The following is a 21,862-nucleotide window of genomic DNA, read 5'->3' as shown; positions in this document are numbered from 1 at the left end:
GGACCGTCGCCGGTGTCAGCTTGTTGTCAACTGCTGCTCATGATTCAGCAGCCACTTCTTCACATCTAGCCCCCAGCGGTAGCCACCGAGCGTTCCGTCGATGCGCAGCACCCGGTGACAGGGGACGAAGAGCGCGGCAGCGTTCCGGGCGCAGGCCGCCGCGGCGGCGCGGACCGCCGCTGGGCGACCGGCCAGCCCGGCGAGCTCCGAGTAGGTGACCGGATCGCCCGGCTTCAGGTCCCGCAGCACGTCCCAGGCGTGGGCCAGGAACGCGCCGTCGGTGTGCTGGTCGACCGGAACCCCGTCCACCGCGGTCAGCTCCCCCTCCAGGTACGCCGTGACGGCGGCGGTGACCGGGCCGAGGTCGCGTCGGTGGCGCAACGGGCCGCGCAGGCGTGGGTGGACCAGGGTGAGTAGGGCGGGCAGGTCGGTGGTGAAGCCGGCGGCTCGGACCGCCCCGTCCGGTCCGGCGAGGATGCCGAGTGGGCCGGCCGGGGTGTCGGCGACGGCGGCGTCGATCGTGTTCATGCTGCTCTCCAGAGTCGGCTCAGCGCGTACGAGCGCCAGGGGCGCCAGCGGTCGGCGTACGAGTGCAGGGTGTCCGGGCTGGTGGGGAGGCCGAGGGCGGCGGCGCCCCGGCGGACGGCCACATCGGTGGGGAGGAGGACATCCGGGTCGCCGAGCGCGCGGAGCGCCACGTAGTCCGCGGTCCACGCCCCGATCCCGGGGAGAGCCAGCAGCCGCTGCCGGGTCTCCTGCCGATCCCCACCCGGCTCCAGGTCGACCGCACCGGCGGCCACCGCCGCCGCGAGCCGACGCAGCGTCTCCCGGCGGGCGGCCGGCATCCGGAAGGCCGAATCCGGCGCGGCCAGCACCTGCGCGGCGGCGGGGAACCCGGACAGCCCGCCGCCTTCCGCCCCGGCTACCGGGGTGGGGAGCTGGCGCAGGAGCCGGGTGAGCGTGGTGCGGGCGGAGGCCACCGAGACCTGCTGGCCGACGACCGCGCGGACGGCCACCTCGAAACCGTCGACCGTGCCGGGGACCCGGACCCCGGGTTCCGCCGTGACCATCGGGGCCAGGGCGGGATCGGTGGCCAGTGCGGCGTCCACCGCGGTGGGATCGGCGTCGAGGTCGAGTAGCCGTCGGCACCGGGCCACCGCCGGCGCCAGGTCCCGCAGGTCGGTCAGGCGCAGCGTCGCCACCACGTACCGCTCCGTCGGGGTCAGCGCCGCCGTACCGGCGCCGTGGGGCAGTCGCAGGCCCCGGTGGTAGGTGCCGGCGCGCACCTCGTCCACCCCCGGCAGCGTCCGCGGGGCGAGGAAGTCCAGCAGCGCCCCGATGTGCAGTGGGGGGCGGTAGGCCAGCCGTACCGTGATGGTGCCGGGTCCCGCGGGTGCCGTTGGACCTCCCCGGGTGACCCGCAGCTCGGACGGCGGGACCGCGTACACCGCGCGGAGCGTGTCGTTGAACTGCCGTACGCTGCCGAACCCGGCGGCGAACGCGATCTCCGCCAGCCCGAGGTCCGTGGACTCGATCAGGGTCCGCGCGGTCTGGGCGCGCTGCGCGCGGGCCAGCGCGAGCGGGCCGGCGCCCAACTCGGTGCGGAGCAGCCGGTGCAGGTGCCGTTCGGTGTAGCCGAGCCGCGCCGCCAGACCGGGTACCCCGTCGCGGTCGACCACGCCGTCGGCGATCAGCCGCATGGCGCGACTCACCAGGTCAGCCCGGAGGTCCCACTGCGGTGAACCGGGGGTCGCATCCGGCCGGCAGCGGCGGCAGGCCCGCAGCCCGGCCCCCTGCGCCGCGGCAGCAGACGGGAAGAATCGTACATTCTTTCGCTTCGGGGTGATTGCCGGACAGGATGGCCGACAGTAGATGCCAGTGGAGAGCACGCCGGTGTAAAACCAGCCGTCGAACCGCTGGTCACGGCTGTCAACGGCCCGATAGCACCGCTCAAAGTCCAGGTCCACGCACCGATGATGCCTCCGTCCGGAGCCGGTCGGCTGGCGGGAAACGGACGTCGGCGTACCGCGGGGGTGCCCGGGGCAGGAACGGTCGGTCCTGGTCGGTACCGTCTCGCACACCAGATCATGGGAGAAGGGTGCGGCGATGGCGAGCGGGGCGGGCGGGCAGGCGCCGACACGGGACGGGCACCCGCCGCTGGACCCGGCGGTCACACAGGGCTTCTTCACCCGGATGCGGGCGGTCGCACCGGCGGCGGTCGGAGCGCTGGACCGGGACCGTGCCGGGAACCCGGAGCGGGCGTTCGAGGAGACCGCCAGCGGCCGCCTCGTCCGCTCACTGGACGACGACCGGCTCCGTGCCCTCGGGATGTGGGTGCACCACTGGTGCGTGCGTTTCTACGACGATGACACCCGCGCGGCGCTGCGGCTGCTCGGCGAGATCGCTGCCAGGCAGGGGCTGGGGTGGACCGCCGACGAGGTTCGCTGGATGCTCCGCGAGTCGCACGCGGTCGGGCCGGCGGCCGACGCGCGCTTCACCCTGCCGCTCGTCGCCGCCGCCGAACTGCCCCCGGAAACGCCGCGGATCGAGCCGGTCATTCCCCGCCAGGCCCGCCCCCGGGACTGACCGGGTCGCCCTCGGGGCAGGATGGGCGACACACCCGAGGGAAAGGACGACCGTGGCCGCCACCGAACCCACCATCCTCGCCACCAGCATGGGCCTCTTCGCGCCGGGACGCACCGGCCAGCCCCGGCGGATCAACCCGGTCTTCGACCTGGCCGCCGACCTGGCCCGCGCGGCGGAGCCGCGGATCTGCTTCCTCGACCAGGCCCAGGGGGACCAGCCGGCCGCGCTGACCCGGGCGTACGAGGGGTTCGCCGGAAGCCGGTTCCGGATGTCCCACCTGGCGCTGTTCCCGATGCCGAACGTCGAGGACGTGTGGGCCCACCTGCGGGCGCAGGACGTGATCTGGGTTGGCGGCGGCAGCGTGGCCAATCTGGTGGCGGTGTGGCGGGTGCACGGCCTCGGCGAGATCCTGCGGGAGTGCTGGGAGGCCGGGGTCGTGCTCGGCGGGGTGTCCGCCGGCTCGATCTGCTGGCACACCGGCGGCGCCACCGACAGCTTCGGGACCACCCTGCGGGGCTTCACCGACGGATTGGGCTGGCTGCCGTACGGCAACGGGGTGCACTACGACAGTGAAGACCAGCGGCGCCCGTTGATGCACCGGCTGGTCGGCGACGGCACCCTGCCCACCAGCCACTGCACCGACGACGGCGTCGGTCTGCTCTACCGGGGCGAGCGGCTGGTCGAGGCGGTCACGGACCGGCCGGGTGTGTCGGCGTACGAGGTCAGTCGCGGCCCCGACGGCGGCATCCGGGAGACACCCATCAGCCCACGCCTGCTGGACTGAGCCGGCGGCAGGAATCGTTGGCCAGGTGCCGATGGCCAACTGGCGGCGGCGTAAGCTGGCTCGTCGTGAGTCTCACCATCGGCATCGTCGGCCTGCCCAACGTCGGCAAGAGCACCCTCTTCAACGCGCTGACCAAGAATGACGTGCTCGCGGCGAACTACCCCTTCGCCACCATCGAGCCCAACGTCGGTGTGGTCGGCCTGCCGGACGAGCGGCTGGGCAAGCTCGCCGAGATCTTCGAGTCGCAGAAGGTGATCCCCGCGCCGGTGTCGTTCGTCGACATCGCCGGGCTGGTCCGCGGCGCCTCGAAGGGCCAGGGGCGGGGCAACGCGTTCCTCGCCAACATCCGGGACGCCGCCGCGATCTGCCAGGTCGTCCGGGCCTTCTCCGACCCGAACGTCGTGCACGTCGACGGCAAGATCGCCCCGGCGGACGACATCGAGACGATCAACACGGAGCTGATCCTCGCCGACCTGCAGACGCTGGAGCGGGCGATTCCCCGGCTGGAGAAGGAGGCCAAGCTCCGCAAGGACCGGGCCGCCGCGGTGACCGCCGCCAAGGCCGCCGTGGAGGTGCTCGACAACGGCACCACCCTGTACGCGGGCGCGGCTGCCGCCGGTGTCGCGCTGGAACACCTGCGCGAGCTGCACCTGCTGACCACCAAGCCCTTCCTGTACGTCTTCAACGTCGACGAGGCCGAGCTGGCCAACGCCGAGTTCCTCGACGAGCTGCGGGCCCTGGTCGCCCCCGCCGAGGCCGTCTTCATGGACGCGAAGATCGAATCGGAGCTGGTGGACCTGCCTGAGGAGGAGGCCCGCGAGCTACTGGAGTCGATCGGGCAGGCCGAGCCCGGGCTGGACCAGCTCGTCCGGGTCGGCTTCCGCACGCTGGGGCTCCAGACGTACCTGACCGCCGGCCCCAAGGAGGCGCGGGCCTGGACCGTGCCGGTCGGGGCGAGCGCACCGGAGGCCGCCGGGGTCATCCACACCGACTTCCAGCGCGGCTTCATCAAGGCGGAGGTCGTCTCCTATGACGACCTGCTCGAGGCCGGGTCGATGAGCGCCGCGAAGGCGGTGGGCAAGGTCCGCATCGAGGGCAAGGACTACATCATGCAGGACGGCGACGTGGTGGAGTTCCGCTTCAACGTCTGAGTTGAGCGTTGCCGTGCGAGGACGTTCACCTGGCTGAAGCCCGGCTGGTAGGTCAGGGCCTGGTGTCTGAGGGCTGCTCCGGTGGTGGGGCAGGGGTGAGCCAGGCGAGGGGTTGTCCGTTGAGGGCGGCGTCGGCGAGCCGGTGGGCACTTGTGGTCATGAGTGCTGCGCGTGAGCTGTCGATCCAGCGTTGGACGTTGTTGATGCCCTGGTGGCGGTATTCGACGGCTTGGACGAGGCATTCCAGCTTGTCGGCGTCCCGGGCGACGATGGCCTCGAGTGTCTCGCCCGCTTCGTACTCGGCGACGGCGGCGGTGATGAGGTCAGCGACGGCTGGTGGGCCGGCGGCGACCTGGTCGGCGGTGATGGTGGTGTTGGGTGCGGCGGTGAGGTAGCGCTTGGCGATGTGGGGGATGTCGGTGATCCGGGTTTCCTGGGTGTCGTGCAGGACGCACAGCATCGACACCCGGGCCGGGTCAGCGCCTTCCATGGCAGCGAGCATCAAACCGATCAGCGCGGTGCGGAACGAGTGGTCGGCGATGGACTCGGGCTGCTTGACGCCGGCGAACCACCAGCCGGTGCGGGCGGCGCGCTTGAGGACGCCGGCTTCGAAGATGAAGCTCATGGCTCCGTCGGCGTCGGCGTTGTGGTCATCGGTCATCGGTCCGTCCCTGTGCTTTTGATTCCGTCTGCGCGCAGGCTGTAGACGATAGAGGTTAGTTCCTGTCGGGACTGTGGACAGGTGCGGTCGCTGTCCAGGATGCGGGTGCCGCGCTCGAGGAGCATGCGGCCCTGATCGGGGTTGTCGAGAGTGAGGCCGCGTCGCACGGCGAGCAGCGCCCAGATGTTGTGGATGTTGAGATCGATAGAGGGATGCGTTGGGTTGAGGCGCTGGACCAGGTGCCGTAAGAGGACCGAGCCGTGCCAGTCTGCGAGCGGTGCCGGCATGAAGGAGTCGTCGCACTGGCGGTACGGGATCTCCCCGACCCAGTAGGCCGAGTAGTTGAGGGCTGCTCGCTGGCAGGCATCGTCCGGATGCGCGTGGGCGAGGAAGTCCCGCAACGGTTCCGGGTCGCCCTGGTTGGCCAGGGACGTGACCACGGAGCGGGCGTCGGGCCACAGCGGTGACCAGGTGCGGAACGTGATCGCCCGGCGGGCGCGGGTGCTGGTCTGGGCGAGCCATGCGGCCGTGGTCTTGGTGGGGTCCATGCCCGCGAGGAAGCAAGCTTGCCGGTGCAGCAGAACGTTCGGGTCGCGACCGGCGGCTGCGCGTTCAGCGAGCACGTGCAGCCGCGCGAAGAACAAGCGTTGCTCGTCGGTGGGCAGCGTTGGCCCCGATGCCACCGGACCTCGGCGGGCATGGGTGACGGTTAGTCCTCTGGCGAAGGTCGGTGTCTGCCCGAGAACAGCCCAGAGGATCAGGTCGGTCAGTCGGTGGGTGAGGACGGACCAGCCGAGCGGCTGTTCGGCGATGTCGATGCGGTCCACCTGCTCGTTGAGGACCGCAGTGAGGATGAAGTCTGCCTCGGCGGCATCGTCGAGAGCGGTGAGCAGGGTCACGTTCGCTCCGAGCCGTCCGAGTCTGCGCCGGACGGCGATTGCCTGCCCGAGCGGCACCGCCGCGAATGGCCGTCGTCCGGACTCCCAGCTCTGCACGGTCACGCGGTCCACGCCCAGGTCGGCGGCGAGTTGCTCCTGCGTCAGCGGGATGGACTCCCGGATCAGTTTGAGAAGGTAGCCGGTCACCTCGCCGCGTTGTGGTGCTGATCGTCCGCGACCTGCCATGCGTCATCCCTCCGTTGACCGGTGGTCAACGTTTCCGCCGTGAAATTAACGCTGTGGCGGACATGTGGCCTGCTCACTCGTACTTCGGGTGAGTCCCACCGCCTTCGTTGTGATCGTAGCGTCGCAGTTACCGAACGTTCCAGATCTGGTCCCGTGGCTCGGAGCCGGACATGGGGTGCTGCCCGGTGGAGGGAGCAAGTAATGCGGGACAGGACGTCACCGAGGCGACGAGTGTCCTACGACCAGTACCTGATCGCCGTCGCGATGACCCTGGTACGGCGACATCGGCCGGCGTGGTCGTGGCGCAAATGGAGGTGGCTGTGCCGTTGTGGGGCCGATCTGCCCTGTCGGAACCGCCACCGCATCCCGATCAACCGCCGGCACTGGCCGGCCAAGGAAGAGCAGTGACCAACGACGCCGAGAAGCGGATCCTGCTCGCACATCGGCCAGGGGTGGACGGCCTGTGCATCGGCTGCCGCGCGTGGTGGTCACGCCTGGTCCCGTACCCGTGTTGGCAGGTGGAATGGCTGACCAGCCGACAGGCCCGCGCGAGCGTCGCCCGGTTTCTCGGTGGTGTGCGGTGACCACCCACGGCCCGGTCATGCCCGTCTGGAGCTGCGGAGGCTGTGGCCTGCCCTGGCCCTGCACCACACGGAAGCAGGAGTTGCGGGCGCAATTTTTCGGCGCTCCGGTGTCGCTGGCGCTCTACCTTGGCTCCCACCTTGTCCAAGCCGCCGAAGACATGCCCTGGACACCGGCCGGCGCGTTGCACCACCGCTTTCTCGGCTGGACCCGACACCCGCCGGAGTTACCGCAGCGAAGGACAGCAACCATGCCAGCCGAACCGAACCGAGATGCACCCCAGTGGGCTCGCTGACCTCGGATCAGGCCGGATTCGACCGGGGCGTTGGACGTTGTTGCTGCCCTGGTGGCGGTATTCGACGGCCTGGACGAGGCATTCCAGCTTGTCGGCGTCGATTGCGGTGCCCCGGTTCGCCGCCGTACCTTGGCCGTATGTTCGAGGTTCTCTTCGTGTTGGCCGCTCTGGTAGCTACCGTGCTCGGAATAGTGGTGGTGCGCAAAGTGCGGGTCAAGCGATTGGAAGGGCTGGGGGGCAGCGCCTACTCCGACGGATGGTGGGTCGCCGGGAGCGGTCGCCGGAGTGGCGATGACAGTGCCAGCGGGGGCGGCGACAGCGGGGGCGGTGGGGGCGAGTAACGGCTCGCGGCGGCCGTTCTGGCTCTGGTGCCCGCGCAGCTCGGAGCACCCGTAGCCCTACTTCGGGGCCAGGGCCCGTTTCCCAACTCGAGAGTGGCCCGTCAGCCCTTGGGTCTCCACCAGCATCAGGCCCAAGCCGGCGAAGATCCCCTCCATGGGGCGACTGTAGGTGAACCAGCCTCGTTCTGTGAGGAGGCGTCCGGAGGGGCGGGCGCACAGGCGACAAGAACCCGCAAAACTTCGTGAACTGCGCGTTGCGTCGTCGTGACCGTGGATGGGCTATCCCTACCGGCGGTACGGTGGTTGGCCTCAGTGCCATCCGAAGTGGTGGCCGATAGCGTGACTGACATCGACATCTCCCTCGTTCGAGTAGGAACCTGAGGTGAACGGTGTGGTTGCCGTACGTCAAGATGAAACTGCCCGGGCGACCCCGGTCCGATCGCGCCTGCTGGGGCCCGACCTGGCGCGCGGGGGCATGCTGCTGTTGATCGCACTGGCCAATGTTGATGTTTTCGCCTTCGGCTTCCTGCCGGGATTCCGTGGGTACCCGGTCGAGCAATCTGTGCTCGACAGCGTTTTCACCCTGGTGCGGATGGTCTTGGTTGACGGCCGGGCCTTTCCGCTTTTCGCCGCGTTGTTCGGCTATGGTCTCACGCAGCTTCTACAGAACCGGGATTCGGTAGAAGCGGGGCGTTCCACTCGGCTGTTGCGTCGACGTGGCATCTGGCTGGTGGTCATCGGGTTCGTGCACGGCATGCTGTTGTTCACGGCGGACATTGTTGCGCTCTACGGGTTGTGTGCCCTCCTCTTCGCCGGGCTCGTGGTGCGGCTCAGTGACCGTGGTTTGCTGACCGTGGCCCTGTCGCTGACGGCGCTCGCCCTGCTGTCCGGTGCCCTCCGCGGGCTGCCCGCGGAGGCGCTTGGCCAGGCGGAGGTGGTCACGGCGACGCCGACGATATTCGGCGGTGAAGCCCTCGGGGCGTTGCAGGCGAGGTTAGGTGAGTGGGCCGTGGGGGCGATTCGCCTGTTCGGCCTGATGCCGGCGGTGCTGTTCGGTGTCTACGCGGGGCGTAGGTCAGTCTTGACCTGGGGGCCGGAGCGGAAACGGGTACTGGGCCTGGTCGCGGTTGCCGGACTGGCGGTCGGCATCCTTGCGGGGGTGCCCTCGGCGCTGATGGCGGCATCAATATGGACTGACCCGGCACTCGGTATCAGTGCGGTCGCGGGAACGCTTCACCTGGCGGGCGGGTATGCTGCCGCAGCAGGCTATCTGGCCCTTTTTGCGCTACTCGCGGCTGCCGTGCGGCAGCCTCCAGGCCCGCTGGTAAAGGCACTGTCGGTGAGCGGGCAACGCTCCTTGACTCTGTATCTGAGCCAATCCCTGCTGTTCCTCGTCCTCTTCGATCCGGACTTTCTTGGTCTGGGTGACAACTTCGGCATCGCGGTGAACTCTGCGGTGGCGGTCGGTGTCTGGGTCGTCGGCGTCCTCAGCGCGCTGTTGATGGACCGGCTCTCCGTCCGTGGCCCGGCCGAGGTGCTGTTACGCCGGCTCACCTACCGGCCGCCGGCCCGATCGGCGGGGCCGCGCCCTCGTTGAGGGCCGGATCGCCCGGGCCCGACGCCCCGGTCCGGTGTTTCGCGGAGGGTGTAGCGGCGCAGCCGTACGGGTCGGCCTGCGGGGTTGATTCAGGCGGCAGCGGTGGCGGTGTCGGTGTGCCGCCAGCCGGTGCGCTCGTACAGGGCGATGGCGGCGGCCGACCCGGGTTCGTCGACGATCTCCAGCGTGAGGTCGAGTTGGTGCCCGGTGGCCCACTGGCGGGCGTGGTGCAGGAGCTTGGTTGCGGTGTGGTGGCGGCGGGCGGCCGGCGCGACGAACAGCCGGCTGACCTCGGCCACGGTCGCGGAGCCAGGGCCGGTCGCAGAGTCGGGGTCGGTTGTGGAGGCGGGGTCGGTTGTGGCCACGGGGTGGTGAATGGCGATGTGGCCGACGATGGTGTTTCCGCGCTCGGCGACCCAGGCGTGTTGGGTGTTGGCGGGGGACAACCACCGGTATGGGTCGGTGGGCCAGTGCAGCGGGTAGCGGTCCCGCCGGTGCACGTCCGCGAGGACCGAGATGCAGCTTCGCAGGTCGGCGGGGACCCGGTCGCGGATGCTGAGGTCGTCCATCTGGTCATCATCGTCGAGCGGCCCTTCGGGGTGAACCCTGACAAAGTTCATGGTCAGCTACTGATGTCCGATGCGGGTCCCCACCGCTAGCGTCCGTCGAGCATCGACACAGCACCACGAGGGAGGACGTACCGTGAATAGAGGCCACCGATGAGCCGGCGCCGGCTCGCCGCCGCGGCCACCGTCGTCGGACTGGCCGCCGCCGGCCTCACCGTCACCGGCAGCACCGCTGTCGCGTACGGCGATGGCTACTCGGCCCTGATCCAGCGCGCGTCGTACGGCGTGCCGCACATAACCGCCCGTGATTTCGGCAGCCTCGGCTTCGGTGCCGGCTACGTGCAAGCCGAGGACAACATCTGCCTGATTGCCGAGCGGATGGTGACGGTTCGCGCCGAACGGTCCCGCTGGTTCGGCGCGGACGCCGGCAACGCCAAGAGCGACCTCTTCCACCAGAAGGCCATCGACGACCAGTCCGCCGAGAAGCTACTCGATGGTCCCCACGACGGCGTCCGGGCACCCTCCACCCAGGTGCGCGACCAGATTCGTGGCTTCGCCGCCGGCTACAACGCGTACCTCCGGGATGGGAAGGCGACCACCGACCCGGCCTGTGCCGGGAAGGAGTGGGTACGCCCGATCAGCGAACTGGACATGTGGCGGGCGCAGTGGGCCGACGTGGTCCTGGTCAGCTCTGGCCGGCTCGCCGGCGGTATCGTCGCCGCTGCGCCCCCCACCGCCAGCGGGAACAGCGTGTCGGCGAGTGCTCCGCAGACGGCAGCGGTCGCCGGCTCGGACGGTACGCCGACCGATTTGGGCAGCAACGCGTACGGCTTGGGGCGGGACGCCACCACCAGCGGCGCCGGCATGCTGCTGGCCAACCCGCACTTTCCGTGGGACGGCGCGAACCGCTTCTACCGGATGCGTCTCAAGGTGCCCGGCCGCTACGACGTTGAGGGCGCTGCCGGGGTCGGTGGCCCAATCATCCAGATCGGCCACAACGGCCAGGTCGCCTGGAGCCACACCGTCTCCACCGCGAAGAGATATGTCTGGCACCGGCTGGAACTGGTGCCCGGTGACCCGACCAGCTACCGCTACGACGGCGAGCCCCGGAAGATGACCGCCCGTACGGTCACCGTCCAGACTCCCGACGGGCCGGTCAGCCGGACCCTCTACGACACCCACTTCGGCCCGGTCGTCGTGGTGCCCGGTGCGCTCGACTGGACCACCACCACGGCGTACGCGATCACGGACGCCAACGCCACCAACAACCGCGCACTCGACGGCTGGCTGGCCATGGGGCAGGCCGGGTCGGTGGGCGAGCTGCGGACGGTGTTGGACGAGCGGCAGTTCCTGCCCTGGGTCAACGTCGTCGCCGTTGACCGTCGCGGCCAGGCCCTCTACGCCGACCACTCGGTCGTGCCCCGGGTGACCGACTCCCTGGCCGCCGCCTGCATTCCGGCCCCCTTCCAGGACTTGTACGAGAGCGAGGGCGAGGCGGTCCTCGACGGTTCCCGCTCCTCGTGCGAGTTGGGTCGGGATCCGGACGCCGCAGTACCCGGCATCCTCGGCCCGGCCAACCTGCCCACCCTGGTCCGCAGTGACTACGTGGCCAACTCCAACGACAGCTACTGGCTGGCCAATCCGGAGCATCCGCTGGAGGGCTACCCGCGCATCGTCGGCGACGAGCAGACCCAGCGCAGCCTGCGGACCCGGCTCGGCGTACATCAGGTGCAGCAGCGCCGTACCGGCACCGATGGACTTCCGGGGAGGGGCTTCACCACCAGCAACCTGTGGGACGTGACCCTCGGCAACCGGGTCTACGGCGGTGAGCTGGTCCGCGACGACCTGGTCCGGAGCTGCGAGGCGGAGCCGACGGCGACCACCTCCGACGGCACCACCGTCGACCTGACCGCGGCCTGCGCCGCCCTGCGCGGGTGGGATCTGCGGGTCGATCTGGACAGCCGGGGCGCCCACCTGTTCACTGAGTTCGCCCTGGCCAATGGCCTGCGCTTCGCCGACCCGTTCGACCCGACCGCCCCGCTGACCACGCCGAGCCGGCTCGCCGTCGACGACCCGGAGGTGCGGACCGCGCTCGCGGACGCCGTCCAGAAGCTGGAGGGCATCCCGCTCGACGCCCGGCTCGGTGACATCCAGACCGAGCCGCGTGGCGCCGAACAGATTCCGATCCACGGTGGAGAGCACGATGCCGGCGTCTTCAACTTTATCTGGAGTGGGTTTGAGCCCGGTGTCGGCTATTCCAAGATCTTCCACGGCACCTCGTTCCTGATGGCCGTCGAGCTGGGTAGGGACGGGCCGTCGGGCCGGCAGATCCTCACCTACTCGCAGTCGACCAACCCGAACTCCCCCTGGTACGCCGATCAGACCCGGCTGTACTCGGAGAAGGGTTGGGACACCATCAAATTCACGCAGCGCCAGCTCCAAGCCGACCCGAACCTGGTCACGTACCGGGTGGGGGAGCGGCGCGACTGACCGCGGTCCGGCGGCCGGTGGGGCCAGCCCCACCCGGCCGCCGGCCCCGCCGCGCGGCTACCGGCGAAATTCGCTGGTGCCAGGTCACTCCGTGGGATTCGATGCGTTGATGAGCATCATTCTGAGCACTCCGAAGGTCGACGAGCTGTCATCAGCGGCCGAGGCGCTCAAACGGTGGCAGCTCGACGAGGGAGCGCTGCAGTTGCACTCCGGCGATCTCGGCTGGCACTCGCAAAACGGTGCCGAGGCTACCGCCGCTGCGATTCGGATGTGGTCGTGCGACGGGGAGGTTCTCGCGATCGGGCTGCTGGACGGCCGGGGGCTGGTGCGCCTGGCGGTCGCTCCGCACCGGCGTGAGGATGCGGCACTGGCCCGCCGGCTCACCGCCGATCTGGACGACCCGGCAGGTGGTGTCCTGGCCGGCGACGGCGGCGGGACCGTTGAAGCCCGGGGTGCGGAGCTCCTGACCCAGCTGCTGCTGGAGCGGGGTTGGGAACGGGACGAGCCGTGGACAACGTTCCATCGAACCCTCTCGGATCCGGTGGAGGAGCGCGGTCTGCGCGTCGAGACGATCGAGCCCGATCGCGCCGAGGTGTGGGTCGCCGTCCACTGGTCCGCGTTCCGTGGCTCGGTCCGCACTGATGCCGACCGACGCCATACGGTCGGGCGTTGGCTCACGATGGCCGGTGGCCCGTTCTACGGTGACGCACGCAGCCTCGCCCTATTCGACGAGAACGACGATGCCGTGGCGGTGGCGGCCGTGTGGTCAGCCGGCCCCGGGCGGCCGGGACTGCTGGAACCGATCGGCGTCCACCATGGCTACCAAGGCCGTGGCTACGGCGCCGCGGTCACGCTCGCCGCCGCCGCGACCCTTCGCGACCTGGGTGCCTTCAGCGCGGGCGTGTGCGTGCAGAGCTCCAACGCCGGTGCTATGGCCACCTACGCCTCGGCCGGCTTCACTCCGTCCGCCGAGGTGACTGATCTGCGTCGCGGCCCTCGGTGACCTACTCGGCGTGCGGCCCGCGGGGAGCTGTAGGGCACAGCATCGGGGTGGAGGGTGGCATCGATGCGGCCGGTGACGTGTCGAGGGTACCGATTCATGACGTAGGCGGTACCGTCAATGTGATGGCCGGCTGGGTGACTTCGCGCCGGGCCTGTTGAGCTTGGAGTGGCGTTATGGCCTCGTCCGTCGATCCGCGCTTCGGGGTAGCACTGCGTGAGTTCCGGGAGCGGCGTGGGCTGTCGTTTCGATCCCTCGGGCAGCTCGCTCATCGGAGTAAGAGCCACCTGCAGGAGCTGGAGGCAGGATTCAAGGCTCCGACACTCGACACGGCGCGCCACCTGGACCGGATTCTCGGCGCGGGAGGCGTGCTGGCTCGCCTGGTTGACGCGCCGATCGACCATGCGGCGGAGGCCGGCGAACTCCGGGCGAGAGTCGCCGCCAGTGATGTGAGTGGAGAGGTGCTCGACCGGATCGAGCAGGGCGTTGACGACCTGGCCAGTTCCTATCCGACGTTGGCTCCGGTGGACCTGTTGCCGCTGGTACGGCGGCACCTCGCCGTTGTGCGGCGGCTACTGGATGGACGGGTCACGCTTGCTCAACAACGGCGGTTGTTGGTTGCTGGTGCCTGGTTGGCGGTGCTGCGGGCGACCGTTCACATTGACCTTCGGCAGCGGGTCGCTGCGGCTGCCCACCTGCGAGCTGCGCGGGACCTTGCCGAACATGCCGAGCACGGTGAGATTCAGGCATGGTGCCTGGAAACCCGGGCCTGGGACGTGCTGACTCAAGGTGACTACCGGAGGGCGCTCGATCTTTCCAATCAAGCTCAGCGGGTTGCCCCGAAGGGCAGCTCTGCTCGCATCCAGGCGACCGCTCAGGAGGCGCGCGCGTGGGCACGGATGGGCGAGGTCGGTGCGACCCGTCGAGCGTTGGACCGGGTGGAGCGGTTGACGGCGAATCTGCCCGTTCCGGAGCGGGCCGAGCACCACTATCGTTACGACCCGGCCAAGGCTGCCGCCTATACGGCCACGACGTTGGCGTGGGCGGGGGACCCCGGTGCCGAGCAGGTAGCGCGGGCGGTGCTGGCTGATTTGGACCCGCACGGAATCGGGGGAGCGCGGCCTCGCCGGTCCGCGTCAGCTCGTCTCGATCTTGGCCTTGCCCTGGTCGCCGCCGGTCAGCCCGACGAGGCGGTCGCTCTGGGGGTGCAGGCTGTGGCGTCCGGGCGGGTGGTGCCGTCGAACTGGTGGCGAGCTGCGGAACTGTTGACAAAGGTGGAACAGTCGGGGGCACCGGAGGCCGCGACCTTGCGTGACCTGTGTGTGGAGTACGCCCCGGGACGCCGACTACCAGCGGACAGCAAACCTGGTTAGCGGACACTTAGCTACTAGATCGATGACGTGCCCGGCGGGACGCTGGACCCTGACCACACCCGGCGCGGAACGAGATACATGGGCAGACGTCCCTCCGCGCTTTCAGGATTGAGGGGCGGACCTATGGCCGTGGCAACTGGCTTTCTGCGTCGAATCGTCAGTCGATACCTCGTGTCGGCACCGGCTGGCTCAGGAGTCGGCCAGCGCATCCAGGAAATGGAACAGGAAGCCGCGCGACAGCGGCTGTTGGACCAGGCGCGAGGCGCGCATCAGCAGTCGGCAACAGGCAGCAGGCAGAGGTTTTGATGTCTGTGGAGCGGCGGGTTCCTTATGACGCGTACGTCTTGGCGGTCGCGCTGACCCTGGCGCGTCGGCATCGTTCGGTCTGGTGCTGGCGACGGTGGCGGTGGATCTGCCGATGTGGCGGAGAACTACCGTGCCGTGCGCGACATCAGATTCCGATTAATCGCGGCCACTGGCCACCGGAGGGGGAGTGGTGAGCGGCGAGTTGGAGCGGACGATCCTCACGGTGCACCTTCGGGGGCACGCCGGCATGTGTGTCGGCTGTCTGGCGTGGTGGTCGCGGTTGGTGCTGTACCCGTGTTGGCAGGTGGAGTGGGCGACCCGTCGGCAGGCGCGCGCGAGCGTCGCCCGGTTCCTGGATAGCCTCAGCTGTGCCCTGGAGTGAAGAGGATGCTGAGCAAGTTCAGCGACAGCTTCGGCGTCAGGTTGACCTGTCGACCCGACTGACCTCCTTCCCGGAGTCGGTGGTGGGGCTCGATGTGTCCTACGAGAAATCCACAAACCGGGTATGTGCGGCGGCTGTGGTGATCGAGCTGGAGTCGTTGGCGGTGACAGATGTGGCGACCGTGGTCGGGGAGGTCAAGTTTCCGTACGTCCCTGGCCTGCTGGCGTTTCGGGAGGCACCGATTCTGTTGGAGGCGCTCCAGGGGCTGGCGGATGAGCCGGAGGTGTTGGTCTGTGACGGCTACGGCATCGCGCATCCGAGGCGCTTCGGCCTGGCCTGCCATCTCGGTGTGTTGACTGGGCTGCCAACGTTCGGGGTCGCCAAGACCTCCTTCACCGCCGATTTCGCGTACCCAGACCTTCGCCGTGGCGCCGGGTCGCCGCTGGAGGAGGGTGGGGAGACGCTTGGGCGTGCGCTACGTACGCGGGATGGGGTCAAGCCCGTCTTCGTTTCGGTTGGCCACCGAATTGGTCTTGATCAGGCGTGCGACATAACCCTGAGCTTGTGTCCGCGTTATCGAATTCCTGAGGCAACCCGTCAGGCGGACCTCGTGTCCCGTCGAGCGCTGCGCGGGTTGAGCCGGTCCGGAGGCTGATCGGGCGGCTGGCCTGGTCGAGGACGGAGTCTTCGTTGCCGAAATCCCAGAAACGCCCCCCGGTGGACTGCCGCGAACTCGACAGGGTCCCGTCAGTCCGGCCCGGAGGGCGCTTTCTCGGTTCCCGCCCCCAACACGGCCCTTCGTGGAGGTGAGCGGTGCGTGGCCGCTACGAGGGAGGCTCAACCCTTCCCGCGGGGACCGCCTCCGTTCCGTCCAGATTGATTGATTTCACGGACCGCCGGTGGGACGTACGTTCCCTCGGCCACGCTTCCCTCCGGGCCGTAGACGCGGAGCATCATGCTGAAGGGCCCATCGGGTACGGGTAGCCAGTTGGCGATACTCACTCCTGGTGGCGGAGTTGGTGTTGCGTAGATGCTGATCGAGCCGTCCTCGTTGGTCTCGAGCCCGGGCGTATAGCCTGCTACGACGTACTTGTCCTCCGGGTTGCGATGCAGGGTGATTGTTTCGGATATGTAGGAGGTAACGGACCAAAACTCGCGGGCCTGGGGGATCTGGTCTCTTTCGAACGTGAGGACATATCCACCGGAGGCGCCGTTCAGTTGTTGATCATTGCTGTCTTTGAAGACGTCGTAGTATGCCGAACTCTCGATGTCATTGCAGTACTGGCAGAATTGGGTAATCGAGGATCGGTCGAGGTAGTTGGTTCCCCAGAAGCCGATGTTCCGGAAGTTGATCCAGTTGTTCTGATCGGTGTTGTCAAGATAGTTCGAAATGATGTCGGCCTGCGCGTCCTGGGTCGCTCGCGCGAATTCGTCCTCGAACATCCCGGTAGCGAAAAGCCGGTCGAACTCTTCCGCTAGTGCCCTGTTGTCGCCGGTGAGAGGTGGCGTTCGGATGTCCCTGACCCCCCGCTGAAGTTCTCGCAGGAAGCGAAGCGGGTTATCTCTGATCAGCCTGTCCGCATCCCTCTTGAATGAGCGAACCCAGAAGGTTACCGGGACAATCAGGGTCTCTGCCAGTACATCTCTCTCATATGCCAGCAGAGGGCCCATGCGGAGGGACCGCCGGAACTCTTCGGCCAGGGCGACCTGGTTCTCCCCGTCGGGCGAGTATCGGTTGGTCCGGATGATCAATAGCGGGTTCGTCACCGGAAGCGGGATCTCGGTTAGTTCCGGAGGAAGGGTTCCGCTCCAGCCGGGTCCGGTAAGGGCGTAGCGCCCTCCAGAGGTTTTCGAGATATCTGTCTTGATGATGTTCCCATAGACGTCTAGGATGAGTACGCCGTAGGTCGCCATGGTGTCCGGAATTTCCAAGACTGCTGGCTCGTTCCGCACGCCGACGAGCGCAGAGGTGTAAAGCGTGTCGTCATTTGGTGCTACGACGGAGCGGAATGCTGGGGACATCCGGTCTGGTCCGAAAAGTAGGTTGGGGACCAGGATGAACTGTTGCTGGTGTGTGAACCAGCGAGGATAGAACTTCGTCACATAGCGGCGCGTCACGTCGTAAACGTCCGTTGTCTGACTATCGGCCCTCTCTCCTGACCCTCCAGAAGATGGTGATCTCGCAGTGGTGTGCGAGGGGACGGTAAGTAAGATCACCGCAGCGCAGAGGGAGGCACCGAGGGATCGGATTAAGCGGGCCATGAAGCCTCCTTCGATTGGTGCGCAGACGCGCATCACGGATTCGCAACCGAGTGGACGACTACTTCAGACCAAATCTGATGATCGTTCACAGTCTCGCAAACTCTGAGCCTTAATTCTGCGAAACAGTTCGTGTCGCCCGAAGGTGGAGTCTGTCCGGCTTTGCGCGCCGAACCCTGGTCGCTGCGCTAGCCTCGAAGGTTCGCGCGGTGGTGCGCAGGGCCCCGATCGTCGGCTCGGACTGTCGATGGAGGGGCCACTAGTTCCGGCGCGTGACCGGGAGTCTCCGGCACTTGGCGGTGGTGGCCGGGCTGGTTGCCGGGTCGGGCTCGTCGCTGTTGGTCAGGATGCCTGGCGGATGGGCGAGTTGGTGAGCCAGGCGTCTGCCAGGTCGGTGAGGGGGGTGTCGAGGGCGCGACTGAGGCGGACCACGGTGCCGAACGCCGGTGCGGGCAGGCGACCCGACTCGATTTTGCGCAGGGTTTCGGGGGAGATGCCGGCGGCCAGGGCGACCTCGATGAGATTGCGGTCGGCCCGCGCGGCCCGGAGGGCGACCCCGAGGCGCTGACCCGCGGCGATCTGTTCGGCGGTCAGGGGTTGGCGAACCATGTCGGCAGGATAGCTCCCGGTGTTCTCCCCCCGGGGGTGGTATAAAAATACGGTATTAAAATACCGCTACCCGGGAGGCGTCGTGATCGAGCTGAAGTCCGCTGCGGAGATCAGCCAGATGGCGGTCACCGGCCAGTTCGTCGGTGAGCTGCTCGCTGAACTGAGCGAGGTCGCCGCGGTCGGCGTGAATCTGATGGACCTCGAACACCATGCCCGTCGCCGGATCGCGCAACGCGGCGCCGAGTCCTGCTACTGGGATTACGCTCCATCCTTCGGCCGCGGCCCCTTCCGTAACGTCCTGTGCCTGTCGGTCAACGATGCCGTGCTGCACGGCCTGCCGCACGACTATCTCCTCCGCGACGGTGACCTGCTCAGCATCGACATGGCGGTCAGCATCGAGGGCTGGGTCGCCGACTCCGCGGTCTCCCTCATCGTCGGCGCCCCCGCCCCGGCTGACCTGAAGCTGATCGAGGCCACCGAGGTCGCCCTCGCCGCCGGCATCGCCGCCGCGCAGCCGGGGGGCCGGCTCGGCGACATCTCCGCCGCGATCGGTCAGGTCGCGCACTCCTACGGCTACCGGGTCAACGGCGAGTTCGGTGGGCATGGCGTCGGCCGCGCCATGCACGAGGCCCCGCATGTGGCCAACAACGCCCGTGCTCGTCGCGGCCTGAAGCTGCAGCCCGGCCTCACCGTCGCCATCGAGCCCTGGTTCTGCGCCTCCACCGACAAGATCAAATTTGACGAGGATGGCTGGACGATCCGCTCCGCCGACGGCTCCCGTACCGCCCACTCCGAACACACAATCGCCATTACCTCCGCGGGCCCGCAGGTCCTGACCCGCCGCCCCGGCGGCGGTGCCACCGGCGCCGACCCAGCCGGAAAGCCGTCGATCTTCCGAAAAGGAGCGTGAGAGTAGCGACTGCGGCCTGCCAACGCAATGTGCTCTAGTTCACAATACTATACGTGATGAAGGTAGCTGATGATCTGGTTTGGGTGTGCGCACGCACCAATGACGGGGCATCCTGGTTATACGGGTGATTTGGCCGATCTGAGGGTGGATTCGATCACTCGGTTGTTGAAGCTGGGATGAAAGCCATTGCAGAGAGTATTGCCCTGCTTGCTCAGGTGTTGAAGTGGATCGGGTTCGGTTGCTCGGTCGTCGGCAGCGCAACCTCAGGTGTGCGGGGTCAGCTGATGTAGTGCAGGATCACGTTGTGCACGTGGTGGCTCTTCTGGGAGCCGCGGAACTCCACCTCGTAGGTGTGCGTGCCGATGTGAATGGCGATGGCGCCGGTGGAGAAGAACGAGCCGCCCCACGACTTGTTGCTGACCACGCTCACGCTGGTGATCTTCGCGTACGGGATGCTGGTGATCGCGTAGCGTTTGCCGATGAACGAGCGGTCCTGAATGATCACGCGTCGGTCGGTCACGCCGATGAAGCCGGTACCGGTGCCGACGGCGTCGTAGACGGCGATGATCTGCTCGCCCTCGAGCAGCCCGCTCTGGATCTGCTGCAGCTGCTCCTTGCGGTCGTACGTCGCGTTCGCCATGGCTTCAGCGTAGGCGTGGAAAGCATATCGAAGCTTGACGAGATGACCTGGGGTTGCGGCTCGTCGGCTACTGGTGGCCCATCGTTGTGGCCTCAGGGCTCGGTGACGGCGCGGTACACGTCCTCGATGCGGGCGGCCAGTAGGACCTCGCCCTCGGTCAGCGGCACGGTCTCGTGGCCGACTCGGATCTCGGTCTGGTCGGCGTAGCGGCTGATGTCGGGGCGAAGGTGCAGTGCATCGGCGACCACCTGCACCCGCTCGGTGAGGGCCGCGTGCTGTGAGTCGTCGATGGGGAGCGTCCGTCGGATCCCTTCGCCCTCCCGGGTCCAACCGGGCAGCAGCGTCAGCGCATCGTTGAGATAGTTATGCTTACCCCGCCCGAACGGCATGCGTACCACCACACCTCCCGGCATCGTTGCGATCTTGTAGCCTAAACGTCGCTCTTCGGTGTCTTTTCGGTGGTCTAAGTCTGTCCCTTCGCGGGAACTGTGTCCACGGCCACACTTCCGGGTCTTCTTGGCCTGATGGGTTGGTCACGGTACCCAAACCGACGATTGATCTGGCACGCTGGACGCTCGTGCGGACCGAACAGGCAAGCGATGGCGGCCGGGTCGAGCGACCCGGGCCGAAGGTAGTCGTCGGCGCGGCGATCATCCAGAACGGTCGGGTGCTGGCCTGTGCGCGGTCTGCCCCGCCGGAGGTGGCGGGCCGGTGGGAGTTCCCCGGCGGCAAGGTGGAGCCGGGGGAGAGCGAGACCGCGGCGCTACGGCGCGAGTGCGCCGAGGAACTGGCTGTCCGGGTGGAGGTCGGCGAGCGGGTCGGCCGGAGTGTGCGGATGGCCCACGGGCGCTCGGTGCTGAAGGTGTATCTGGCCCAGCTGCTCCCCGGCGACCAGCCGCAGGCGTTGGAGCACTCGGCGCTGCGTTGGCTCTCCGCCGCCGAGTTGGACAGCGTCACCTGGCTACCCGCCGATACTCCGATTGTCGCCGTGCTCCGCCCACTGCTGGCCGCTGGTTGACCCGCCACAGAACCGGAAGGGCGACCCGAAAACGGACAGGGCCGGCGGAGTCAGCCGCCGGCCCTGCCATCGTCGCTGCCGTGTTCAGTGCTTGTCCTGCTCCGGGTGGGCGTAGTTCAGGTGCTCCGGCGGCAGCGGGAAACTCACGTCCTCGCCGAACGGCGACGGTGCCGCCGGCCGGTCGAAGGTGAGCTCGGTCAGTGGCAGCCTGCCGGACTCGTCAAGTGTCGGGGCGGTCGGCTTCGGCACCTCGCGGTGCCAGTTGACACCCGCCTGCGCCTGCGCCTCGGCCTTCGGGTCGTGTGACGCTCCCGCGTGGGAGTGGAACCCGGGCGGGCCGGCCGCGGGGGCGCGCCCGGCGCCCGGGGAGTGCTCGCTGGTCACGCTGGTCTGAGGCACCTGACCCCTCCGGAAGATCTTGTTACCGAGCCAAACAAGAGGATCATACTTCCGGTCGACTACCCGCTCCTTCATGGGGATAATCCCGTTGTCCGTGATCTTGATGTGCTCGGGGCAGACCTCGGTGCAGCACTTGGTGATGTTGCAGTAGCCCAGACCCTGTTCGGCCTGCGCGTACTCCTTGCGGTCGTCCCGGGCGTCCAGCGGGTGCATGTCCAACTCGGCTGCCCGAATGAAGTACCGCGGCCCGGCGAAGGCGGGTTTGTTCTCCTCATGGTCCCGGATCACGTGACAGACCGTCTGGCAGAGGAAGCACTCGATGCACTTGCGGAACTCCTGCGAGCGCTCGACGTCAACCTGCTGCATCCGGTAGTCGCCCGGGGTGACACCGGGGGGCGGTGCGAAGGCCGGGGTCTCCCGGGCCTTCTCGTAGTTGAACGAGACGTCGGTGACCAGGTCCCGCACGATCGGGAACGTCCGTAGCGGCGTGACCGAGATCGTCTCGTCCGCGGTGAAGGTCGACATCCGGGTCATGCAGGCCAGCTTCGGCTTGCCGTTGATCTCCACCGAGCAGGAGCCGCACTTGCCGGCCTTGCAGTTCCAGCGGCAGGCGAGGTCCGGCGCCTCGGTGCTCTGCAGCCGGTGGATGATGTCGAGGACGACCTCGCCCTCTTTCACCTCGACCAGGTATTCCTTCAGGTCGCCGCCGGTCTCGTCGCCCCGCCAGATGCGGAACTGTCGCTTCGTGGCCGGTGCGCCGGCCGCCTGGCTCTTCTCAGTTCCCATTCC

Annotated in this window: 22 protein-coding genes and 3 pseudogenes; 14 read left to right on the top strand and 11 right to left on the bottom strand. The window is 68.2% G+C overall.

Annotated features, from left to right (window positions below):
- Nucleotides 1–15: 15 nt before the first annotated feature.
- Together T398_RS05470 and T398_RS05465 are read right to left on the bottom strand one after the other, a co-directional pair.
- The gene (locus T398_RS05470) at nucleotides 16–528 is read right to left on the bottom strand and encodes a methylated-DNA--[protein]-cysteine S-methyltransferase (protein WP_496445189.1); all 513 of its coding nucleotides are present in this window, start codon (nucleotides 526–528) and stop codon (nucleotides 16–18) included.
- Complete coding sequence (locus T398_RS05465; protein ID WP_496445187.1) at nucleotides 525–1,967, bottom strand: AlkA N-terminal domain-containing protein; 1,443 nt, start codon at nucleotides 1,965–1,967, stop codon at nucleotides 525–527. Before T398_RS05465 ends, T398_RS05470 begins: the two co-directional genes overlap by 4 nt.
- A gap of 139 nt (nucleotides 1,968–2,106) precedes the next feature.
- On the opposite strand from T398_RS05465, the gene T398_RS05460 reads away from it, so the two are divergent.
- The 3 genes from T398_RS05460 (at nucleotide 2,107) to ychF (ending at nucleotide 4,521) form a co-directional block, all read left to right on the top strand.
- Complete coding sequence (locus T398_RS05460; RefSeq protein ID WP_496445185.1) at nucleotides 2,107–2,586, top strand: hypothetical protein; 480 nt, start codon at nucleotides 2,107–2,109, stop codon at nucleotides 2,584–2,586.
- Between the two features lie 52 nt (nucleotides 2,587–2,638).
- Nucleotides 2,639–3,370 carry a Type 1 glutamine amidotransferase-like domain-containing protein gene (locus T398_RS05455; RefSeq protein WP_496445183.1) on the top strand — a complete coding sequence of 244 codons (732 nt, stop codon included), beginning with the start codon at nucleotides 2,639–2,641 and terminating at the stop codon, nucleotides 3,368–3,370.
- 65 nt (nucleotides 3,371–3,435) lie between these two features.
- Nucleotides 3,436–4,521 carry a redox-regulated ATPase YchF gene (gene ychF, locus T398_RS05450; RefSeq protein ID WP_018216931.1) on the top strand — a complete coding sequence of 362 codons (1,086 nt, stop codon included), beginning with the start codon at nucleotides 3,436–3,438 and terminating at the stop codon, nucleotides 4,519–4,521.
- 52 nt (nucleotides 4,522–4,573) lie between these two features.
- Here ychF and T398_RS05445 read toward each other — a convergent pair whose 3' ends face one another.
- Together T398_RS05445 and T398_RS05440 are read right to left on the bottom strand one after the other, a co-directional pair.
- Complete coding sequence (locus T398_RS05445; RefSeq protein ID WP_496445181.1) at nucleotides 4,574–5,182, bottom strand: HD domain-containing protein; 609 nt, start codon at nucleotides 5,180–5,182, stop codon at nucleotides 4,574–4,576.
- Entirely contained in the window at nucleotides 5,179–6,306 is a 1,128-nt protein-coding gene (locus T398_RS05440; RefSeq protein WP_496445179.1) for a helix-turn-helix domain-containing protein, read from the bottom strand. Before T398_RS05440 ends, T398_RS05445 begins: the two co-directional genes overlap by 4 nt.
- 170 nt (nucleotides 6,307–6,476) lie before the next feature.
- Here T398_RS05440 and T398_RS05435 point away from each other — a divergent pair, with 170 nt between their 5' ends.
- Complete coding sequence (locus tag T398_RS05435) at nucleotides 6,477–6,890, top strand: hypothetical protein (RefSeq protein WP_496445177.1); 414 nt, start codon at nucleotides 6,477–6,479, stop codon at nucleotides 6,888–6,890.
- Nucleotides 6,887–7,183, top strand: coding sequence for a hypothetical protein (locus tag T398_RS05430; protein ID WP_496445175.1), 297 nt, complete (start codon nucleotides 6,887–6,889; stop codon nucleotides 7,181–7,183). The genes T398_RS05435 and T398_RS05430 overlap by 4 nt, the downstream gene beginning before the upstream one ends.
- Nucleotides 7,184–7,210: 27 nt before the next feature.
- On the opposite strand, the pseudogene T398_RS05425 reads toward T398_RS05430, so the two are convergent.
- Nucleotides 7,211–7,288 (bottom strand): annotated as a pseudogene (locus T398_RS05425) (HD domain-containing protein); the annotation flags it as partial.
- Between the two features lie 32 nt (nucleotides 7,289–7,320).
- Between T398_RS05425 and T398_RS05420 the strand changes: the two are divergent.
- Both T398_RS05420 and T398_RS05415 read left to right on the top strand, forming a co-directional pair.
- On the top strand, nucleotides 7,321–7,524 hold the full coding sequence (locus T398_RS05420; protein ID WP_496445173.1) for a hypothetical protein: 204 nt from the start codon (nucleotides 7,321–7,323) through the stop codon (nucleotides 7,522–7,524).
- A gap of 391 nt (nucleotides 7,525–7,915) precedes the next feature.
- On the top strand, nucleotides 7,916–9,121 hold the full coding sequence (locus tag T398_RS05415; protein ID WP_496445453.1) for a DUF418 domain-containing protein: 1,206 nt from the start codon (nucleotides 7,916–7,918) through the stop codon (nucleotides 9,119–9,121).
- 92 nt (nucleotides 9,122–9,213) lie between these two features.
- Here the strand turns inward: T398_RS05415 and T398_RS05410 are convergent.
- A pseudogene (locus T398_RS05410) lies at nucleotides 9,214–9,741 on the bottom strand (GNAT family N-acetyltransferase); the annotation flags it as partial.
- Between the two features lie 99 nt (nucleotides 9,742–9,840).
- Between T398_RS05410 and T398_RS05405 the strand changes: the two are divergent.
- The 5 genes and pseudogenes from T398_RS05405 (at nucleotide 9,841) to T398_RS05385 (ending at nucleotide 15,893) form a co-directional block, all read left to right on the top strand.
- The gene (locus T398_RS05405; RefSeq protein WP_496445171.1) at nucleotides 9,841–12,177 is read left to right on the top strand and encodes an acylase; all 2,337 of its coding nucleotides are present in this window, start codon (nucleotides 9,841–9,843) and stop codon (nucleotides 12,175–12,177) included.
- Between the two features lie 109 nt (nucleotides 12,178–12,286).
- Entirely contained in the window at nucleotides 12,287–13,180 is an 894-nt protein-coding gene (locus T398_RS05400) for a GNAT family N-acetyltransferase (RefSeq protein WP_496445169.1), read from the top strand.
- A 173-nt stretch (nucleotides 13,181–13,353) separates the two neighbouring features.
- Entirely contained in the window at nucleotides 13,354–14,550 is a 1,197-nt protein-coding gene (locus T398_RS05395) for a helix-turn-helix domain-containing protein (RefSeq protein WP_496445167.1), read from the top strand.
- Between the two features lie 334 nt (nucleotides 14,551–14,884).
- Nucleotides 14,885–15,238 (top strand): annotated as a pseudogene (locus tag T398_RS05390) (hypothetical protein); the annotation flags it as partial.
- Complete coding sequence (locus T398_RS05385) at nucleotides 15,225–15,893, top strand: endonuclease V (protein WP_482643033.1); 669 nt, start codon at nucleotides 15,225–15,227, stop codon at nucleotides 15,891–15,893. The pseudogene T398_RS05390 and the gene T398_RS05385, both read left to right, overlap by 14 nt.
- Nucleotides 15,894–16,075: 182 nt before the next feature.
- On the opposite strand, the gene T398_RS05380 is transcribed toward T398_RS05385, so the two are convergent.
- Nucleotides 16,076–17,341, bottom strand: coding sequence for a DUF1214 domain-containing protein (locus tag T398_RS05380; RefSeq protein ID WP_496445452.1), 1,266 nt, complete (start codon nucleotides 17,339–17,341; stop codon nucleotides 16,076–16,078).
- Between the two features lie 498 nt (nucleotides 17,342–17,839).
- A complete protein-coding gene (locus T398_RS05375; RefSeq protein ID WP_496445165.1) occupies nucleotides 17,840–18,106 on the bottom strand; it encodes a helix-turn-helix transcriptional regulator in 267 nt (88 codons plus the stop codon).
- Between the two features lie 82 nt (nucleotides 18,107–18,188).
- On the opposite strand from T398_RS05375, the gene map reads away from it, so the two are divergent.
- Nucleotides 18,189–19,016, top strand: coding sequence for a type I methionyl aminopeptidase (gene map, locus T398_RS05370; protein WP_496445163.1), 828 nt, complete (start codon nucleotides 18,189–18,191; stop codon nucleotides 19,014–19,016).
- Between the two features lie 277 nt (nucleotides 19,017–19,293).
- Here map and T398_RS05365 read toward each other — a convergent pair whose 3' ends face one another.
- The gene (locus tag T398_RS05365) at nucleotides 19,294–19,656 is read right to left on the bottom strand and encodes a PH domain-containing protein (protein ID WP_496445161.1); all 363 of its coding nucleotides are present in this window, start codon (nucleotides 19,654–19,656) and stop codon (nucleotides 19,294–19,296) included.
- A gap of 92 nt (nucleotides 19,657–19,748) precedes the next feature.
- A complete protein-coding gene (locus T398_RS05360) occupies nucleotides 19,749–20,045 on the bottom strand; it encodes a 4a-hydroxytetrahydrobiopterin dehydratase (protein ID WP_496445451.1) in 297 nt (98 codons plus the stop codon).
- A 188-nt stretch (nucleotides 20,046–20,233) separates the two neighbouring features.
- Here T398_RS05360 and T398_RS05355 point away from each other — a divergent pair, with 188 nt between their 5' ends.
- A complete protein-coding gene (locus tag T398_RS05355) occupies nucleotides 20,234–20,674 on the top strand; it encodes a (deoxy)nucleoside triphosphate pyrophosphohydrolase (RefSeq protein ID WP_496445159.1) in 441 nt (146 codons plus the stop codon).
- Nucleotides 20,675–20,758: 84 nt separating this feature from the next.
- On the opposite strand, the gene T398_RS05350 is transcribed toward T398_RS05355, so the two are convergent.
- Complete coding sequence (locus tag T398_RS05350; RefSeq protein WP_496445157.1) at nucleotides 20,759–21,859, bottom strand: succinate dehydrogenase/fumarate reductase iron-sulfur subunit; 1,101 nt, start codon at nucleotides 21,857–21,859, stop codon at nucleotides 20,759–20,761.
- Nucleotides 21,860–21,862: the final 3 nt, after the last annotated feature.

The organism is Salinispora goodfellowii, assembly GCF_059570675.1.
The sequence above is the reverse complement of the archived record's forward strand: the minus strand, read 5'-3'. Positions and strand labels throughout refer to the sequence as shown.

Excerpts from the sequence above, each read along its gene's own strand:
- T398_RS05470 (WP_496445189.1), bottom strand. The coding sequence starts at position 528 with ATGAACACGATCGACGCCGCCGTCGCCGACACCCCGGCCGGCCCACTC.
- T398_RS05460 (WP_496445185.1), top strand. The coding sequence starts at position 2,107 with ATGGCGAGCGGGGCGGGCGGGCAGGCGCCGACACGGGACGGGCACCCG.
- T398_RS05445 (WP_496445181.1), bottom strand. The coding sequence starts at position 5,182 with ATGACCGATGACCACAACGCCGACGCCGACGGAGCCATGAGCTTCATC.
- T398_RS05440 (WP_496445179.1), bottom strand. The coding sequence starts at position 6,306 with ATGGCAGGTCGCGGACGATCAGCACCACAACGCGGCGAGGTGACCGGC.
- T398_RS05435 (WP_496445177.1), top strand. The coding sequence starts at position 6,477 with ATGGGGTGCTGCCCGGTGGAGGGAGCAAGTAATGCGGGACAGGACGTC.
- T398_RS05420 (WP_496445173.1), top strand. The coding sequence starts at position 7,321 with ATGTTCGAGGTTCTCTTCGTGTTGGCCGCTCTGGTAGCTACCGTGCTC.
- T398_RS05405 (WP_496445171.1), top strand. The coding sequence starts at position 9,841 with ATGAGCCGGCGCCGGCTCGCCGCCGCGGCCACCGTCGTCGGACTGGCC.
- T398_RS05400 (WP_496445169.1), top strand. The coding sequence starts at position 12,287 with ATGAGCATCATTCTGAGCACTCCGAAGGTCGACGAGCTGTCATCAGCG.
- T398_RS05395 (WP_496445167.1), top strand. The coding sequence starts at position 13,354 with ATGGCCTCGTCCGTCGATCCGCGCTTCGGGGTAGCACTGCGTGAGTTC.
- T398_RS05375 (WP_496445165.1), bottom strand. The coding sequence starts at position 18,106 with ATGGTTCGCCAACCCCTGACCGCCGAACAGATCGCCGCGGGTCAGCGC.
- T398_RS05365 (WP_496445161.1), bottom strand. The coding sequence starts at position 19,656 with ATGGCGAACGCGACGTACGACCGCAAGGAGCAGCTGCAGCAGATCCAG.
- T398_RS05360 (WP_496445451.1), bottom strand. The coding sequence starts at position 20,045 with ATGCCGTTCGGGCGGGGTAAGCATAACTATCTCAACGATGCGCTGACG.
- T398_RS05350 (WP_496445157.1), bottom strand. The coding sequence starts at position 21,859 with ATGGGAACTGAGAAGAGCCAGGCGGCCGGCGCACCGGCCACGAAGCGA.